Origin of the sequence: Stenotrophomonas sp. SBJS02 (assembly GCF_020428325.2) — a bacterium.
GTDB lineage: Bacteria > Pseudomonadota > Gammaproteobacteria > Xanthomonadales > Xanthomonadaceae > Stenotrophomonas > Stenotrophomonas africana.
Genome location: NZ_CP109812.1, coordinates 1,114,805 through 1,130,764, shown reverse-complemented (window position 1 = coordinate 1,130,764; position 15,960 = coordinate 1,114,805). Strand labels below are relative to the sequence as shown.

The 15,960-nt window shown below is 67.4% G+C and carries 16 protein-coding genes; 12 read left to right on the top strand and 4 right to left on the bottom strand.

Going from position 1 to position 15,960, the window contains the following annotated elements; all coding sequences use genetic code 11:
- The first annotated feature begins 3 nt into the window (after window positions 1-3).
- From FQS62_RS05345 to FQS62_RS05310, 8 genes are all read left to right on the top strand, one after another.
- Window positions 4-681 carry a Fe2+-dependent dioxygenase gene (locus FQS62_RS05345; protein ID WP_012510312.1) on the top strand — a complete coding sequence of 226 codons (678 nt, stop codon included), beginning with the start codon at window positions 4-6 and terminating at the stop codon, window positions 679-681.
- 164 nt (window positions 682-845) lie between these two features.
- Window positions 846-1,247, top strand: coding sequence for a hypothetical protein (locus tag FQS62_RS05340; protein ID WP_208043936.1), 402 nt, complete (start codon window positions 846-848; stop codon window positions 1,245-1,247).
- A gap of 143 nt (window positions 1,248-1,390) precedes the next feature.
- Window positions 1,391-3,811 carry a TonB-dependent receptor domain-containing protein gene (locus tag FQS62_RS05335; RefSeq protein WP_208043935.1) on the top strand — a complete coding sequence of 807 codons (2,421 nt, stop codon included), beginning with the start codon at window positions 1,391-1,393 and terminating at the stop codon, window positions 3,809-3,811.
- A gap of 230 nt (window positions 3,812-4,041) precedes the next feature.
- Entirely contained in the window at window positions 4,042-4,680 is a 639-nt protein-coding gene (locus FQS62_RS05330; RefSeq protein ID WP_005408421.1) for a PepSY-associated TM helix domain-containing protein, read from the top strand.
- Window positions 4,681-4,706: 26 nt separating this feature from the next.
- Complete coding sequence (locus tag FQS62_RS05325; protein WP_004147429.1) at window positions 4,707-5,225, top strand: DUF2271 domain-containing protein; 519 nt, start codon at window positions 4,707-4,709, stop codon at window positions 5,223-5,225.
- Between the two features lie 75 nt (window positions 5,226-5,300).
- Window positions 5,301-6,104, top strand: coding sequence for a DUF4198 domain-containing protein (locus FQS62_RS05320; RefSeq protein WP_057502957.1), 804 nt, complete (start codon window positions 5,301-5,303; stop codon window positions 6,102-6,104).
- A 54-nt stretch (window positions 6,105-6,158) separates the two neighbouring features.
- Window positions 6,159-7,130 (top strand): FAD:protein FMN transferase, encoded by a 972-nt coding sequence (locus tag FQS62_RS05315; RefSeq protein ID WP_049447547.1) that lies wholly within the window; start codon window positions 6,159-6,161, stop codon window positions 7,128-7,130.
- Entirely contained in the window at window positions 7,127-8,731 is a 1,605-nt protein-coding gene (locus FQS62_RS05310; RefSeq protein ID WP_208043934.1) for a sulfite reductase subunit alpha, read from the top strand. The genes FQS62_RS05315 and FQS62_RS05310 overlap by 4 nt, the downstream gene beginning before the upstream one ends.
- A 46-nt stretch (window positions 8,732-8,777) precedes the next feature.
- On the opposite strand, the gene FQS62_RS05305 is transcribed toward FQS62_RS05310, so the two are convergent.
- The 4 genes from FQS62_RS05305 to FQS62_RS05290 all read right to left on the bottom strand — a co-directional run bounded on the left by FQS62_RS05305 (window position 8,778) and on the right by FQS62_RS05290 (window position 11,928).
- Window positions 8,778-9,386 carry a HutD/Ves family protein gene (locus FQS62_RS05305; RefSeq protein ID WP_208043933.1) on the bottom strand — a complete coding sequence of 203 codons (609 nt, stop codon included), beginning with the start codon at window positions 9,384-9,386 and terminating at the stop codon, window positions 8,778-8,780.
- Window positions 9,387-9,420: 34 nt separating this feature from the next.
- Window positions 9,421-10,146, bottom strand: coding sequence for a murein L,D-transpeptidase catalytic domain family protein (locus FQS62_RS05300; RefSeq protein WP_208043932.1), 726 nt, complete (start codon window positions 10,144-10,146; stop codon window positions 9,421-9,423).
- A 17-nt stretch (window positions 10,147-10,163) separates the two neighbouring features.
- The gene (locus tag FQS62_RS05295) at window positions 10,164-11,249 is read right to left on the bottom strand and encodes a L,D-transpeptidase (protein ID WP_208043931.1); all 1,086 of its coding nucleotides are present in this window, start codon (window positions 11,247-11,249) and stop codon (window positions 10,164-10,166) included.
- Window positions 11,250-11,601: 352 nt separating this feature from the next.
- On the bottom strand, window positions 11,602-11,928 hold the full coding sequence (locus FQS62_RS05290) for a ComEA family DNA-binding protein (protein ID WP_012510302.1): 327 nt from the start codon (window positions 11,926-11,928) through the stop codon (window positions 11,602-11,604).
- A gap of 198 nt (window positions 11,929-12,126) precedes the next feature.
- Here FQS62_RS05290 and FQS62_RS05285 point away from each other — a divergent pair, with 198 nt between their 5' ends.
- The 4 genes from FQS62_RS05285 (at window position 12,127) to murU (ending at window position 15,756) form a co-directional block, all read left to right on the top strand.
- Entirely contained in the window at window positions 12,127-13,620 is a 1,494-nt protein-coding gene (locus FQS62_RS05285; RefSeq protein ID WP_049447554.1) for a M20 family metallopeptidase, read from the top strand.
- 70 nt (window positions 13,621-13,690) lie between these two features.
- Window positions 13,691-13,960 carry a GlsB/YeaQ/YmgE family stress response membrane protein gene (locus FQS62_RS05280; RefSeq protein WP_049434469.1) on the top strand — a complete coding sequence of 90 codons (270 nt, stop codon included), beginning with the start codon at window positions 13,691-13,693 and terminating at the stop codon, window positions 13,958-13,960.
- A gap of 63 nt (window positions 13,961-14,023) precedes the next feature.
- Entirely contained in the window at window positions 14,024-15,049 is a 1,026-nt protein-coding gene (locus FQS62_RS05275; RefSeq protein WP_208043930.1) for an aminoglycoside phosphotransferase family protein, read from the top strand.
- On the top strand, window positions 15,046-15,756 hold the full coding sequence (gene murU / locus FQS62_RS05270) for an N-acetylmuramate alpha-1-phosphate uridylyltransferase MurU (protein ID WP_088479804.1): 711 nt from the start codon (window positions 15,046-15,048) through the stop codon (window positions 15,754-15,756). Before FQS62_RS05275 ends, murU begins: the two co-directional genes overlap by 4 nt.
- The last annotated feature ends 204 nt before the right edge of the window (window positions 15,757-15,960 follow it).

Sequence of the window (15,960 nt, the reverse complement as noted above, 5' to 3'; positions counted from 1 at the left end):
CGCATGCTGCTGCACATCCCCGATATTCTCAGCGCCGACCAGGTGGCCGACTTTCGCCGCCGCCTCGATGCCGCCGACTGGACCGATGGCCGCGAAACGGTCGGCCATCTGGGCGCGCAGGCCAAGCACAACCAGCAACTGCCCGAAGCCTCACCGCTGCGCCGCGAACTGGGCGAGATCATCCTCGTCGCGTTGGCCCGGCACCCGCTGTTCTTCAGCGCCGCGCTGCCACTGAAATACCTGCCGCCACGCTTCAACCGCTACAGCGGTGGCGGCACCTATGGCTTCCATGTCGATGGCGCGGTGATGAACCTGGCCAACGGCGAACAGCTGCGTTCGGACATTTCCTGCACCCTGTTCCTGTCGGCGCCGGACGAGTACGAGGGCGGCGAACTTATCATCAGCGACACCTACGGCGAGCACGAAGTGAAGCTGCCCGCCGGCGACCTGATCGTCTACCCGTCCAGCAGCCTGCACCAGGTGCGCCCCGTCACCGCCGGCGCGCGCGTGGCCTCGTTCTTCTGGGTGCAAAGCATGGTCCGCGACGATGTGCAGCGCCGCCTGCTGTGGGAAATGGACGGCTCGATCGAGCGCCTGCGGCAGACCGGCGGCGACGCCGAGGCGGTGCTGCAGCTGACCGGCGTGTACCACAACCTGCTGCGGCGCTGGAGCGAGGTCTGAGCCCCATTCGGCCAGCCTGAGACGTTTTGGCAATCATTCTCATTTGCAACAGCTAACAGCTCTCATTACAATCACGCCCCGTTGATGCCGGCCGCTGCCGGCAGACCCCTGGGGACCCCTGCTTGCTGCGCCCGCTTCGCCCTCGCCCACTCATCCATCGCAAGATGGGCGCCGCCATGCGCGGCCAGCGTCCTGCGCTGGCCAGCCTGCTGGCGTGGGTGGCGATGCTGGCCTTGCTGCTGGGCACCCTGCCGCTGCTGCCACACGGGCAGGCCGGAATGGCCGTGCAGATGCCGCTGGAAGAGCGCGGTGGCGAAGCCCCCCTGCAGGAAGAGGCACCGGCCAAGCTGCGCCGCTGCTCCTCCGCTCCGGTGAAATCGGCCGAGAAGGCACGCCCGCCCCTGCTGCTGGCCAGCCAATGGCTGCGCACTGAACTGGACCTCGTACCCGCCACGCCGGCCATGCCCGGCGCGCGCCCGGACTGGCCGCTGGCCACTCCGGACACGCCCTGGGCCGATGCGCCCGGGCGCCGCCAGCAACGCGGCCAGGCGCCGCCGCTCGCCTGATCCACGGCCCGACGTGACCGCCTGCGCGGTCGCGCCCGCGCGCCGCTGCCTGCTTCATCCCAGCCGCCCCTGACCGGGCCTCACCGTGCATGCCGCGCCGTTCGCGCGTGGCATCGCGCCCTGCGTCCTTCGAGGTAACTGCCATGGCCCAGCGCCATCGTGTCCGTTCGTCCCTGTCCCGTACCCTGCTGACCAGCGCCGTGCTGGCCGCCATGATCGCCCCTGCCTTCGCCCACGGTGACGCTTCCGGCGCGCCACAGACGCTGGACAAGGTGGTGGTCACCGCCTCCGGCTTCGAGCAGAAGGTGGTCGATGCACCGGCCAGCATCAGCGTGGTCAGCCGAGAGGAACTCAGCAAGCGCCCCTACACCAACCTGGTCGACGCGCTGCGCGACGTCGAAGGCATCGACGTCGGCCTGGAGGCCACCGACAAGAACGGTCGCGCCACCATCTCCATGCGCGGCCTGCCGTCCGAATACACCCTGGTACTGATCGATGGCCGTCGCCAGAGCAATGTCGGCCAGCTGTACCCGAACAACTTCGGTGGCGGCCAGTTCGCCTACCTGCCGCCGCTGGATGCGATCGAACGCATCGAAGTCGTGCGCGGCCCGATGTCCACCCTGTACGGCTCGGACGCGATGGGCGGCGTCATCAACATCATCACCCGTCGCAACCAGGACAGCTGGCACGGCGCGCTCACCCAGGGCTTCACCGTGCAGCAGGACGACCAGTTCGGTGATGCGCGCACCACCGACCTTTACCTGAGCGGCCCACTGCTGAAGGACCGCCTCAGCCTGGCAGTGCGCGGCAGCTACTACGATGCCAAGGCATCGAACCCGGAGTGGGATGCACTGACCCTGCCCGACGGCAGCCTCTGGGAGCGCAGCATCGGCTTCGGTGGCGGTGGCAAGTCGGTGGCCAACACCAACTGGAACACCGGCGTACGCCTGGACTTCCGCGTCAACGACGATCACGAACTGTGGTTGGACTACGACGTGTCGCGGCAGAAGTACGACAACAGCGAAGGCCAGACCGGCACGCTGGACAGCCTGGCCAGCCTATGGCGCGTCGGCAATGCGGTCATCCCCAACCCGACCGGCAGCGGCACCGTCACCCGCCGCGTGGTGCAGCCGCGCGTGGGCTACACCGCCTACCAGCGCTACGAGCGTGATCAGCTGTCGCTGACCCACCAGGGCCGCTACAGCTTCGGTACCTGGCAGACCTCGCTGACCCACAGCAAGAGCAGCAACCTGGGCCGCTCGCTGCCGCTGACCCTGGACGAACGCGCCAACCTGCAGACCCTGTGGAACGACGTCTGTCGCCGCACTGGTGCCGCCAACAACTGCGCGGCCGGCCGTGGTAATGCCCTGGCCGCGCTCAACCCGAGCGAGATGGCGCGCCTGCAGGCGTTCCTGCCGCGTCCGCTGCGCACCATGGAACTGGAAGGCTACGTGCTCGACACGATGCTCGACCTCGACTTCGGCGCGCACAAGCTGACCGTTGGCGGCCAGTACAACGACACCGACATGATCGACGGCGTGTTCGGCATGGATGGCGCCGGTTATCGCAGCAACACCAAGCAGAAACACCGCATGTGGGCCCTGTTCGCCGAGGACAACTGGGCGCTGACCGATACCCTCACCGCTACCGTTGGTCTGCGTTATGACGACCACAACGTGTTCGGCAGCCATCTCAGTCCGCGTGGCTACCTGGTGTGGAACGCCAGCGATGCGTGGACCTTCAAGGGCGGCGTCAGCACCGGCTACAAGACCCCGCGTCCGGACCAGCTGTTCCCGGGCATCACCGGCTTCGGTGGCCAGGGCGTGCTGCCGTTGGTGGGCTCGCCGAACCTCAAGCCTGAAACCAGCACCAACTACGAGTTGGCCGCCTACTACGAAGGCCAGCGCTGGGGCTTCAATGTCACCGGCTTCTTCAACACGTTCGAAGACAAGATCGCCAGCGGCGGCACGTTCCCGAACTGCGAAGTGGCGCCGGCCGGCAGCGGTTACTGCGTGGACATCGGTCCGGGTTGGGCCGCGCTGGGCTACAGCACCTTCACCCAGAGCGTGAACATCGACAAGGCCGAGACCCGCGGTGCCGAGCTGGCCGGTCATGTCGACCTGCTCGACACCCTGCAGCTGCGCGGCAACTACACCTGGACCAAGAGCGAGCAGACCAGCGGCCCCGACAAGGGGCGCCCGATCGCAGGCACCACACCGGCAAAGCACATGGCCAACGCCAGCCTCAACTGGCAGATCAACGAAGCGATCAGCCTGTCGCTGATCGGCGAAGGTCGCTACGACCGCTATCGCGACACCCTCATCGACAGTGCCGGCACCCGCCACGTGCGCTATTACGAGGACTACACGATCTTCCACCTGGGCGGCAGCTGGAAGGCCACGCCGTGGCTGACGGTCAACGCACGGGTCAACAACCTGTTCGACAAGGACTTCGTTTCGCAGTCGTGCCTGCTGCTCAATCCCAGTGAGTTCAGCTGCGTGGACGACTACGCAACCAAGGACCAGCGCCGCAGCTACTGGATCTCGCTCAACGCGAAGTTCTGATCGCCGCGCACCGGCAGTGCCGGCCACTGGCCGGCATTGCCCTGTCCTGGTGGGTGCCGACCTTGGTCGGCACCGCTTCATCCACGCATGGCGAGGATCTACCGATCGGTAGCGCCGGCCGCTGGCCGGCAACCCGCCAGACCTGCTCCAGGGATACAGAACGACACGCAATTGCGAGCTATTCTCATCAATGATGTAATGGGCAGTCCCTTTCCGCCTCGAACCGTGCCGTGAGCCGTCCTGCCTCTTCCACCGTGCAGCAGCAACAGAACCGTGGCTTCTGGCTGCGGACGCTGCACCAGTGGCACTGGATCAGCTCGGCGGTGTGCCTGATCGGCATGCTGCTGTTCGCGGTGACCGGCCTGACCCTCAACCACGCCGCGAAGATCGAAGCCAAACCCGAGGTGCAGAACCAGCATCTGGAACTGCCGGCCGCGCTGCTGGGCCAGCTGGGCACGCGCGAGGACGGCAACGCGCCGATTCCGCGCCCGGCCCGGCAATGGCTGGACACGCAGCTGGGGATCGCCATCGGCGGACGCCCGGCCGAATGGTCGCCCGAAGAGATCTACCTGTCGCTGCCGCGCCCCGGTGGCGACGCCTGGCTGAGCATCGATCGTGAGACCGGCGCAGTGGAGTACGAATCGACCTCCCGTGGTGCAGTGTCCTACCTCAACGACCTGCACAAGGGCCGCAACGCGGGCCCGGCGTGGGGCTGGTTCCTGGACCTGTTTGCCGTGGCCTGCCTGGTGTTCTGCATCACCGGCCTGTTCCTGCTGCACCTGCATGCGCGGCAGCGGCGCATGACCTGGCCGCTGGTCGGCCTCGGCCTGATGATCCCGCTGCTGATCGCCCTGCTGCTGATCCACTGACTTTCCTTCGTTTCCGGAGCCGCCCCATGCGCGTCACCCTGACCATCGCCCTCAGCGGCCTGCTGGCCACCTCGCCGGCCTATGCCACCACCCTCGACATCAACGTCGAAGTGCCCAAGCTCAACGTGGCCGAGTACCACCGCCCTTACGTGGCAGTGTGGCTGGAAGGCGCCGACCAGAAGGTCGCAGCAAACCTGTCTGTCTGGTACCAGCAGACCAGCAACAGCGAAGGCCACGGCACCAAGTGGCTGCCCGACCTGCGCCAGTGGTGGCGCAAGAGCGGGCGCACCCTGCAGGTGCCGGTGGACGGCGTGACCGGCCCGACCCGCCCGGCCGGCAAGCACGCGCTGTCGTTCAACGACAAGCAGCCGGCACTGAAGCAGCTGGCCCCGGGCAACTACACCCTGGTGGTGGAAGCGGTGCGCGAAGTCGGCGGCCGTGAACTGCTGAAGATCCCCTTCACCTGGCCGGCCACCGCCGCGCAGAACGGCAAGGCGCAGGGCGCCACCGAACTGGGCCAGGTCACCCTCGCCGTCAAACCCTGAAAAGGGGACGGAGGGGATTAAGTCGTAATTCCCTCCTCCTCGTCGCATCACCCCGCATCCACTGGAGTCTTCCGCATGAAGCGCACGCTCGTCCTCGCCGCCGCCCTGGCCGCTGCCCTTCCCTTCTCCGCCCTGGCCCACAAGGCCTGGCTGCTGCCCTCGCAGACCGTGATCGCCGGCAACGCGCCGTGGATCACCGTCGACGGTGCGGTCTCCAACGATCTGTTCTACTTCAACCACGTGCCGCTGCGCCTGGAATCGCTGGTGATCACCGCGCCGGACGGCAGCACCGTGCAGCCGCAGAATGCTTCGACCGGCAAGTACCGCAGCGTGTTCGACATCGAATTGAAGCAGCCGGGCACCTACCGCATCGCCTCGGTCAATGACGGCCTGTTCGCCACCTACGAGCAGAACGGCGAGCGCAAGCGCTGGCGCGGCAGCGTCGCCACCTTCGGCGAACTGCCGAAGGATGCGAAGAAGCTGGAAGTGAGCCAGTCGGTCGGCCGTGTGGAGACCTTCGTCACCAACGGTGCGCCGAACGACACCGCGCTGAAGCCGACCAACCGTGGCATCGAGCTGGTCGCCGTCGGCCACCCGAACGATCTGTTCGCTGGCGAGGAAGCCACCTTCCGTGTGCTGGTCGACGGCAAGCCCACCGCCGGCCTGGAATTCGAGATCGTGCGTGGTGCCACCCGCTACCGCAACGCACAGGACGAGCTGAAGGTCACCAGTGACGCCAAGGGCGAGATCAAGGTGACCTGGCCGGAAGCCGGGATGTACTGGCTGGAAACCGGCACCGAGGACAACAAGACGTCGGTGAAGCAGGCCGCCAAGCGCCGCCTGAGCTACGTTGCCACGCTGGAAGTGCTGCCGCAGTAATGACGTGGACCGCGATGCCGGGCAGCCCCGGCATCGCATCTGCAGCACACCACCATGACCGATCCCCTGCTCGACATCGCCCGCCTCGGTGGCACCACCATGGGCACCACCTGGAGCGTGTCGCTGGTCGCGCCGCTCCAGCGCGACCTGCACCCGCTGCATGCTGGCATCCAGGCGCGGCTGGACGAGGTGGTCGCGCAGATGAGTACCTGGGAGCCCGGTTCGGACCTGAGTCGCTACAACCGCGCCGGCGCTGGGCAATGGTGCGCGCTGCCGTTCGAAACCCGCCACGTCCTGGCCTGCGCACAGGCCATCGCCGCCGCCAGTGACGGCGCCTTCGATCCCACCATCGGTCCGCTGGTTGCACTGTGGGGCTTCGGTGCACATGCCGGTGAACGCCGCCAGCCCGACGCCGCTACCGTGCAGGCCACGCGTGACCGCTGCGGTTGGCAGCGCCTGCAGTGGCAGGACGATGCGCTGCTGCAACCGGGTGGACTGGAACTGGATCTCTCTGCGATCGCCAAGGGCTTCGGCGTCGATCAGGTGGCCGCCTGGTTGCGTGGACAAGGCATTGCTGCAGCGCTGATCGAGGTGGGTGGCGAACTGGCCGGCTACGGCAGAAAACCGGACGGCCAGCCGTGGCGCGTGCTGGTGGAATCCGCACCGGAAGAGGATGCGCACACCGATACCCCGCCACGGGTGCTGGCACTGGATGGCAAGGCCGTGGCCACATCCGGCGATCGCTGGCACCAGTACCAGGCCGATGGCGAGGTTTACAGTCACAGCCTTGACCCGCGCTCTGGCAGACCGGTGCGGCAGGTTGCAGCGGCGGTCACGGTGGTGGCCGACGACGCCATGCATGCCGATGCCTGGGCTACCGCACTGACCGTGCTCGGTCGCGAACAGGGCATGGCACTGGCCGAACGCGAAGGACTGGCCGCGCGCTACCTGCAGCGTGCAGCAGGTGGCCCGCGGGAATGTCTCAGCAGCGCCTTCCAGCGCCTGCTCGACGAGCAGAGCGCATGAGCACTCGTTCGTCGCGTGCGTGGCTTGGCAACACTCTGGTCCTGCTTCTGTTGGCGCTGATCGGCTGGGCGCTGCTCCGCCTGCATCTGGGCGAGGCTTGGTGGCAGGGCGCGCCGCCTGCGCGGCAGTCGCAGATCGCGGTGTTCGCCACGGTGCTGTATGCGCTTGCCTGCGCTGCACTGTGGTGGCGGGGGCGCCCGCGCGACGATGCCGCAACCGGAGACACCGCGCCCATTCTGCTGGTCTGGTCCAGCCAGACCGGCTTTGCCCGCGAACTGGCCGAACGCAGTGCCGAGGCCCTGCGCGGTGCCGGCGTGCCCGTGCGCGTGCGAGGGCTGCATGAGGTCGACGCCGCATTGCTGGCCGACAGCCAGCGCGCGCTGTTCATCGCCAGCACCACCGGCGAAGGTGATCCGCCCGACCATGCCCTGCCCTTCCTGCGCGGGGTGATGGCCACGCCGCCCTCGCTGCAGCACCTGCACTACGGCGTGCTCGCACTGGGCGACCGCAGCTATGGCCACTTCTGCGGATTCGGCCACAAGCTTGACCAGTGGCTGCGTCGGCACGGCGCGCATCCGCTGTTCGATGCGATCGAAGTCGACAACGCCGATCCGGCTGCGCTGCGTCATTGGCAGCAGTTGCTGGGTCAGCTCGGCGGTGGCGCCAGCGAACTGCCCGACTGGAGTCCGGCCGACTATCAGTCGTGGACGCTGCTGCAACGCGAGCATCTGAACCCGGGCAGCCCCGGCGGCCCGGTGTACTGGTTGCGCCTGCAGCCCCCGGCCGACGCAAATGCGCAGTGGCAGGCCGGTGACATCGCCGAAATCGGCCCGCAGCATGCACCGCACACCGTGCGTGCCTGGCTGGACGCACAAGGCTTCGATGCGGACATCGCGCTTGATGACGGGCAGACGTTGCTGGCACGCGTTGCGCGCTCACACCTGCCCTCATTGGTTCCTCCGGGTGATCTGCCCGCATTGCTGGCGACCCTGCAACCGCTGCCGCATCGCGAGTACTCGATCGCCTCGGTGATGGCCGACGGCGCAGTGGAGTTGCTGCTGCGCCGACAGCTGCGCGCCGATGGTACACCCGGTATCGGCAGCGGCTGGCTGTGCGACCACGCGGCCATTGGCGAACCGGTACAACTGCGCCTACGCCGCAACGACAATTTCCATGGCGTGCCCGCCGATGTGCCGCTGCTGCTGATCGGCAACGGCACCGGAATCGCCGGCCTGCGCGCGCATCTGCACGAACGCGTACGCAGCGGCGCGCACCGCACCTGGCTGCTGTTCGGTGAGCGCACCGCCGCGCACGACTTCCACTTCGGTGAAGAACTGCAGGCAATGCTGGCCGACGGGACGCTGGCGCGGTTGGATGCAGTGTTCAGCCGCGACGGCGGCGCGCAGCGCTATGTGCAGGACCGGCTGCTGGCCGAAGCAGCAACGCTGCGGCAGTGGGTGGATGAAGGCGCGACGATCCTGGTCTGCGGCAGCCTGCAGGGCATGGCCCCGGCGGTTGATGCGGTGATCGAGCAGGTGCTGGGTGTTGCGGGCAAGGAAGCACTACTGCTGGCCGGTCGTTACCGGCGCGACGTGTATTGAGGTCGCCGCATCCACGCATGGCGTGGGGCCCACCGGCGCCCAGGAATCATCCCACCGCTGCACAGACCCGTATCGCCAACAACTCGCCACCGCCCTGCAACGCGTGCCGCTGACGCTCGCCCGCCGCCAACCACGCGGTATCGCCCGCCTGCAGCGCCGGCAGGCCGCTGTCTGCACCGAACTCCGCCTGACCGGCCAGCAGATGCAGTGCCCAGGCCACGCCCGGTTCGCAGAAGAAGAACATCGCGCCCACCAGCGGTCGGTGCAGCAGTTCGGCCTGCAGCAGCTCGCGCTTCCACATCAGGTTGAAATCATGTGTGGTGCCATCGACCAGTTCGCCGTGCAGCGTTTCCTCGCCGGCAAAGCGCACCCGCCCGTGTGGCGGCAGCACTTCCGCCACGCGGCCATCCTCGAAGCGCAGGCGCACGCCATTGCCCTGCAGCAGCACCAGTTCGCGCTCAACGCCGGGAAACGCAGAAAACGCGGCGTCCTGCTCGATCTCGGCCACCGACAGGCGCAGCGCCCAGTCATCACCCTGCGCAGGAAGGCGCAGGATCTCGCGGGTCCAGCCAAGTCCATTCCGCCAGCGTTCGCGACGATAGTCCAGGCTGGAAATGACCTGGCTCGGAGTGTGCAGCAGGGAGTCGATGTTCATCCGCGCATTGCATCATGCCGCGCGCCGTCGTGCATCACCGCGTGGCGAGCGTGCCCTGGCCACCGCATCCGCCGGCCAGGAGCTGCGAGTGCTTCAGCCAGTCCTGGTCGGGGTAGTAGGCAAACACCATCGTGCCGCCACGCAACGCATCGATCAGCGGCTTGGCCACAGACAGCCGCACCGCCGGGCAACCCAGGCTGCGGCCCAGCCGCCCCTGCAGCTGCGCGGTGGCCGGGTTCACGTACGGCGCACCATGGATGACGATCGCCCGGTCACGCGCGCGGTCGTTGAAGCCCGGTTCCAGCCCGGCCAGGCGCAGCGAATAACCGTTGCCGCCCATATAGGTCTCCTGCGCGGTGAACGCGCCAAGACTGGACATGAAACTGCCATCGCGGTTGGAAAAGTGCTCGGTGCGGTTCTCGCCGCTGTTGCGGCCATGCGCCACCCATTCCTCGAACAGCAGGCGCTGGTGGGCCAGGTCGAACACCCACAGGCGCGGCTCGGTGGACGGCCGCGAGTAGTCGATCACGCTGAGGCGATCACCATTGATGCCCAGCTCCGGACGCTGCAACGCACAGCGCATGGCGTGCGCCGCCAGCTCCAACACGTGGCGGTCAGCCTTGGGCGCACTGCGCGACAGCAGGGCAGCCAGATCATCGGCGCTGGTGGCAAGGGCGGGCGTCTGTGCCAGCGCCGGGGCGCTGGCCGAGGTCGCCAGCAGGCCGAACGCGGCCAGCCGGCACAGGCGGGATGCAGTCATGGGCACAACAGGGGGACTCAGTTGTCCTTGAGGGTGGACCCTTGCGGCTCGGATTCCAAGACCGGCTGCATTCCGGATTCAGCCGGGCTTGGGCGGACCGCCGGCAGCGAGGTCACCAGCAGGGTCGTGCCCGGTACCAGCACCTGGTACAGCTGGCGGGCGAAATCGGCCGGCAGCGCCATCGGCAACGAGGGCGTGGCCAGCAGGTCCGGCGTGGCCCGGGCACGGTCCTGGCCCAGCAGCGGATAGGCCGTCCACTGGTGCAGGCGCTGGTTCACGTCCAGCGGGCTGGGGGTGTCGCTGTAACCCTGCCCCATCACGAACAGCGTGGTGCCCTGGAACGCCGGCAGGGCGTCGGCCTTGAGCGGCGACTCGCCGATCATCACGCCATCGCGCAGCATGTAGAGGCGCTGGTCGTGCAGGCTGACCAGGATGCCGACCTGCCCGGCCGGCGCCGCGCTGTCATCCCACCAGGCCTGCGCCGGCGCGCCGCCCTCGGTCTCCGGCAAGGCCTGCCCACGCGCGTTGACCGGCGCCAGCACCGACGGATAGGCCAGGGTCATCGGCGAGCTCTTGGCATCTGCCACGACCACCGTATCGCCGCGCTGGGTTTCACTGAACAACTTCTGCGCGAAGGCCTGCGGCAGGCGCACGCAGCCATGCGAGGCCGGATGCCCGGGCAGGCTGCCGCCATGCAGGGCGATACCGTCCCAGGTCAGCCGCTGCATGTACGGCATCGGCGCGCTGTTGTAGAGGTTGGACTTGTGGTCCTTGTCCTTCTGCAGGATGGTGAACACACCGGTCGGCGTCTCGTGCCCGGCCTTGCCCGAGCTGATCGTGGTCAGGCCGATGGCAATGCCGTTGCGGTACACGTAGGCGCGCTGCTCATCGAGGCTGACCACCAGCACGATCGGGCCGGTCGGCGAGATTTCCGGATGCCACAGGTATTCGCCCGGCTTGAGGTCGGTCGGTCCGCGTACTTCGGCGGTGCTGGCTGCGGCAGCTGCAGGCTTGGCAGCCGACGTCGGCGTAGCGGCGTGGGCCAGCAGCGGCAGGGCCAGTGCAAGGGCGAGCATCAGGGTCGTGGGGCGGTGCGGGAGCATCCAGCGGGTGTCCTTTCCATGCGGAGCGGCCACCGTACACCATCGGCCCGTGGTGGCCGCGGCAAAACCAGGCGCCGGAAATGAAACTGCCCGGCGACACAGCCATGTGTCGTACCGGGCAATCGTTACGTCCTTGTCGGCCTGCTGCCGCCCCCTCGCATCCTGCGCTGTGGGGGAAGCGTTGCATCCTGCACGCGGCCGCGTCTGTCCTGTTTGTATCTCAGCCCCTTCCACAGGTCTGTGATGCCACCATCCTGGTGATTGGTGCCGCATCCTGCGGCGGTCGGTGGTCACGGCCGTCCTGTCCGTGACCGGTGAACCAGCCTCCTGCCGGTTCCGACGATTCCTGCTGTCAGCGCCTGGGTACGGTCCGCACCGGTACCGATCCGGGTACCGGATCCGCCGGCAACAACCTGTTGCCTACGGTGATCCGCTGTCGATTCCGTTCGACGATTGCTTTCCCTATCCCCTTCACCTGCGTCAGGTCCTCGACGCGATGAAACGGGCCGTGTCTGCGCCGGTGCTCGACGATCGCCTCGGCCTTGGCGGCTCCGACCATCGTCAATCCCTGCTGCAGCGCCTGGGCATCGGCGCGGTTGATGTCGATCGGTTCGGCGGCATGCGCCCCAGCGATCCACACGACCAGCACCAGTGCCCTCAACACGACACTCCAAGGCAGACGTGTATCTCCTTGTGATTCTGGCTGTCCCGACCGGCAATCCCGTCGGCAGGAACAGTGTCCGTCACCACATGCACACAGCCTATCGGTTTCCTGGATTTCTAAAAGCCAGCCAAATACCCGACGTGCTGTAGGAAAAACCCTACCCGTGGCACAGGCGTAGAATGGCTGGATCAGCCCATGCAACCGGAGTTTCAGATGGACAGCGCCAAGCTCGGCCAATTCGTCAATGACAAGTGGGACAGCGAAATCGTCCCGCAGTTGGTCGACTACATCCGCATTCCCAACAAGTCGCCGATGTTCGACGCCAATTGGGTGCAGAACGGCTACATGGAACAGGCGGTGACGCTGATGGAGAACTGGGCCAAGGCCCAGCAGCTGCCCGGCCTGAAGGTTGAAGTGGTGCGCCTGGAAGGCCGTACCCCGCTGATCTTCCTGGAAATTCCGGCTACCGGCGCCGAAACCGGCGACGACACCATCCTGCTCTACGGCCACCTGGACAAGCAGCCGGAAATGACCGGCTGGGACGACGACCTCGGCCCGTGGACCCCGGTCCTGCGCGGCGACAAGCTGTATGGCCGCGGCGGTGCGGACGACGGCTACGCCATCTTCGGCTCGCTGGCCGCGGTGCTGGCGCTGCAGGCCCAGGGCCTGCCGCACGCCCGCTGCGTGGTGCTGATCGAAGCCTGTGAAGAGTCGGGCAGCTACGACCTGCCGGCCTACGTCGACCACCTGGCCGACCGCATCGGCAAGCCGTCGCTGGTGGTCTGCCTGGATTCGGGCTGCGCCAACTACGACCAGTTGTGGTGCACCACCTCGCTGCGCGGCCTGACCGGCGGCAACTTCACTGTGAAGGTGCTCAACGAAGGCGTGCATTCCGGCGATGCCTCCGGCGTGATCCCATCCAGCTTCCGCCTGCTGCGCCAGCTGCTGTCGCGCATCGAGGACCAGGAGACCGGCCGCATCCTGATCGACGGCATGAACGTCGAGATCCCGGCCGAGCGCCAGGAACAGGCCAAGCGCGCCGCAGAAGTGGTCGATACCGAGATCTTCGAGAAGTTCCCGATGGTCGACGGCCTGCGCCCGATGAACGAGGACCTGACCGAGCTGGTGCTCAACCGCACCTGGCGCCCGGCGCTGTCGGTCACCGGTGTCGGTGGCATGCCGGCGCTGGAATCAGCTGGCAACGTGCTGCGCCCGCAGACCTCGGTGAAGCTGTCGCTGCGCCTGCCGCCGACCGCCGATGGCAAGACCTGCGGCGAGCTGCTGAAGGAAGCGCTGCTGCGCGACCCGCCGAACGGCGCGCAGGTCACCCTGGACCTTGAAAAAGCCTCTACCGGCTGGAACGCTCCGGCCATGGCGCCATGGCTGACCCAGGCCATCGACGACGCCAGCCAAGCCTTCTTCGGCAAGCCGGCGATGTACATGGGCGAAGGCGGCTCGATCCCGTTCATGGGCATGCTCGGCGAGAAATTCCCGGGCGCCCAGTTCATGATCACCGGCGTGCTCGGCCCGCACTCCAATGCGCACGGCCCGAACGAGTTCCTGCACATCCCGATGGGCAAGAAGGTCACCGCCTGCGTGTCCAAGGTGATCAGCGAACACTACGCCGCCAGCCTGCGCGGCGAGACCAGCGGTTCGCCGGTGGCTGCCGACAGTGGCACTCGCCACGGCGACCACGGCTGCTGCTGATTACGGCACACCGTGACGGACGCAGCCTGGCCTTGCTAGGCTGCGTCCACCCTTGGTGGAAATCGCGCGCATGAATGGTCTGTTCGGCAGCAGCAGCTGGCTCTACATCATCCTGGTCGGCTTCTTCGTTGGCCTGCTTGGGCGTTTCTTCATGCCCGGCAACAACCGCATGGGCTGCCTGCTGACCATCGTGCTGGGCATCATTGGCGCCTTGGTGGCAGGCTGGTTCGGCCAGTACATGGGCTGGTACGCCCCCGGTGAGCCGGCCGGTTTCCTCGGTGCGGTAGTGGGTGCGGTGGCCGTGCTGGCCGTCCTGCGCCTGTTCAGCGGCCGCCGCTGACCCCGCTCCCCTTCCCTTCCTGTTCCCGACGAAGGCGCGCCCGGCGCGCCCGGATATGCCTGCATGACCGAACCCGCCTCCGACCCCCAGCGCAGCGCGCAGCGCCTGCAGTGGGCCCGTACCCAGCTCGATGATGCCAGCGCGGTGGTCGAACGCGCCTCGGTCGATGCCGGCATGCGCAGCTACTGGCGCACCACCAGCACCGGTGGCAGCCACATCGTGATGGATGCCCCGCCGGGACTGGAAGATCCGCGGCCGTGGCTGCGCATGCGCGGCCTGCTGCACGACTACGGCCTGCGTGTGCCCGCGCTGCTGGCACAGGATCTGGATGCCGGTTTCCTGCTGCTGGAAGATCTCGGCGGCCCGACCCTGGCGAAGATCCTCGATGAGCGCAACGCTGACGAATGGTTCGGCCGTTCGATCGAACAGCTGCTGCGTCTGCAGGCGATCCCGGTGCCGGCCGACTTCGGCCAGTTCGGCGAAGCACTGCTGCAGCGCGATGCCGGCCTGTTCGACGAATGGTTCCTGCAGCGCCACCTGAACCTGGAGCTGGACTGCGGCGAGATCGAGGGGCTGCAGCTGGTACACCGCCGCTTGATGGACAACGCGCTGGGCCAGGCCCAGCTGATGACCCACCGCGACTACATGCCGCGCAATCTGATGCCGGTCGAAAATGGTCCCGCAGTGCTGGATTTCCAGGACCTGGTGCGCGGCCCGATCGCCTACGATGCGATGAGCCTGTTCAAGGACGCGTTCCTTAGCTGGCCGCTGCAGCGTGTGGACGAGTGGCTGGCGCAGTACCACAAGCGTGCCCGCGACGCCGGCCTGCCGGTGCCCGACCGCGCCACCTTCCTGCGCGATGCCGACTGGATGGGCATCCAGCGCCACGTGAAGATCCTTGGCCTGTTCTGCCGCCTGCGCTACCGCGACAACAAGGGCCATTACCTCGACGACGCGCCGCGCTTCATCACCTATCTGGATGAAGTGCTGCCGCGCTACCGCGAGCTGGCACCGCTGCAGCAACTGCTGGAGCACCGCATCAAGCCAGCGCTGGCCGACCTGGCCGCACCGATGCGCGTGGCCCGATGAAGGCACTGATCTTTGCTGCTGGCCTCGGCGAGCGGATGCGCCCGCTGACCCTGCACACGCCCAAGCCGCTGCTGGAAGTGGCCGGCAAGCCGCTGATCGTCTGGCACCTGGAACGCCTGGCCGCACTCGGCGTGCGCGAGGTGGTGGTCAACACCGCATGGCTGGCCGAGCAGTTCCCGGCGACGCTGGGTGATGGCAGCCAATGGGGCCTGCGCCTGCATTTCATGTATGAAGGGCAGACCCCGCTGGAAACCGGCGGCGGCATCCTCAACGCGTTGCCGGTGCTGGGCGACGCCCCGTTTCTGGTGGTGAACGGTGACATCTGGACTGACTTCGATTTCGCCACGCTGCCCCGCGAGCCACAGGGCCAGGCGCACCTGGTGCTGGTCGACAATCCCGCGCAGCACCCGGACGGCGACTACCGGCTGGACGCGCAGGGCCTGCTGCACCACGACCGCCAAGGGCCGTGCCTGACCTACGCGGGCATCGGCGTGTATCGCCCCTCCATCGTGGCCGACTGGCGCACGGTGATCGGCGATGCGCCGGGTAGCGAGCGTGTTCCGCCGAAGTTCTCGGTGGTGCCGCTGCAGAAGCATTTCATGGCGCAGGGGTTGATGACGGGGCAGCACCATCGCGGGCGTTGGACCGATGTGGGTACCGTGGATCGCCTGCGCGCGCTGGATGTTGAGTTGGCGGCGAACGGCTGAGCCCCTCGTGGCTGGACGTTTTGAGAGCAGAAGCCTTGCTTGGCCGGGCGGGGTGGGCCCGCGGGGGACGCCGTGAACCCGTCCCTGGGGGCTTGGCCGCGGCATCCATGCCGCGGACACCCCCGCGAACCCACCCCGACCGGCCACTGACAGTTTCCGTGGGCGTCCAGCCACGGAAGAAAGAAAGAAAAGCAAGAGCGGGTC

Bases quoted from the DNA above. Each gene is read 5' to 3' on its own strand.
- FQS62_RS05280 (WP_049434469.1), top strand. From the start codon at position 13,691: ATGAATGGTCTGTTCGGCAGCAGCAGCTGGCTCTACATCATCCTGGTC.
- FQS62_RS05310 (WP_208043934.1), top strand. From the start codon at position 7,127: ATGAGCACTCGTTCGTCGCGTGCGTGGCTTGGCAACACTCTGGTCCTG.
- FQS62_RS05300 (WP_208043932.1), bottom strand. From the start codon at position 10,146: ATGACTGCATCCCGCCTGTGCCGGCTGGCCGCGTTCGGCCTGCTGGCG.
- FQS62_RS05345 (WP_012510312.1), top strand. From the start codon at position 4: ATGCTGCTGCACATCCCCGATATTCTCAGCGCCGACCAGGTGGCCGAC.
- FQS62_RS05335 (WP_208043935.1), top strand. From the start codon at position 1,391: ATGGCCCAGCGCCATCGTGTCCGTTCGTCCCTGTCCCGTACCCTGCTG.
- FQS62_RS05340 (WP_208043936.1), top strand. From the start codon at position 846: ATGGGCGCCGCCATGCGCGGCCAGCGTCCTGCGCTGGCCAGCCTGCTG.
- FQS62_RS05275 (WP_208043930.1), top strand. From the start codon at position 14,024: ATGACCGAACCCGCCTCCGACCCCCAGCGCAGCGCGCAGCGCCTGCAG.
- murU (WP_088479804.1), top strand. From the start codon at position 15,046: ATGAAGGCACTGATCTTTGCTGCTGGCCTCGGCGAGCGGATGCGCCCG.
- FQS62_RS05295 (WP_208043931.1), bottom strand. From the start codon at position 11,249: ATGCTCCCGCACCGCCCCACGACCCTGATGCTCGCCCTTGCACTGGCC.
- FQS62_RS05285 (WP_049447554.1), top strand. From the start codon at position 12,127: ATGGACAGCGCCAAGCTCGGCCAATTCGTCAATGACAAGTGGGACAGC.
- FQS62_RS05305 (WP_208043933.1), bottom strand. From the start codon at position 9,386: ATGAACATCGACTCCCTGCTGCACACTCCGAGCCAGGTCATTTCCAGC.
- FQS62_RS05320 (WP_057502957.1), top strand. From the start codon at position 5,301: ATGAAGCGCACGCTCGTCCTCGCCGCCGCCCTGGCCGCTGCCCTTCCC.
- FQS62_RS05315 (WP_049447547.1), top strand. From the start codon at position 6,159: ATGACCGATCCCCTGCTCGACATCGCCCGCCTCGGTGGCACCACCATG.
- FQS62_RS05325 (WP_004147429.1), top strand. From the start codon at position 4,707: ATGCGCGTCACCCTGACCATCGCCCTCAGCGGCCTGCTGGCCACCTCG.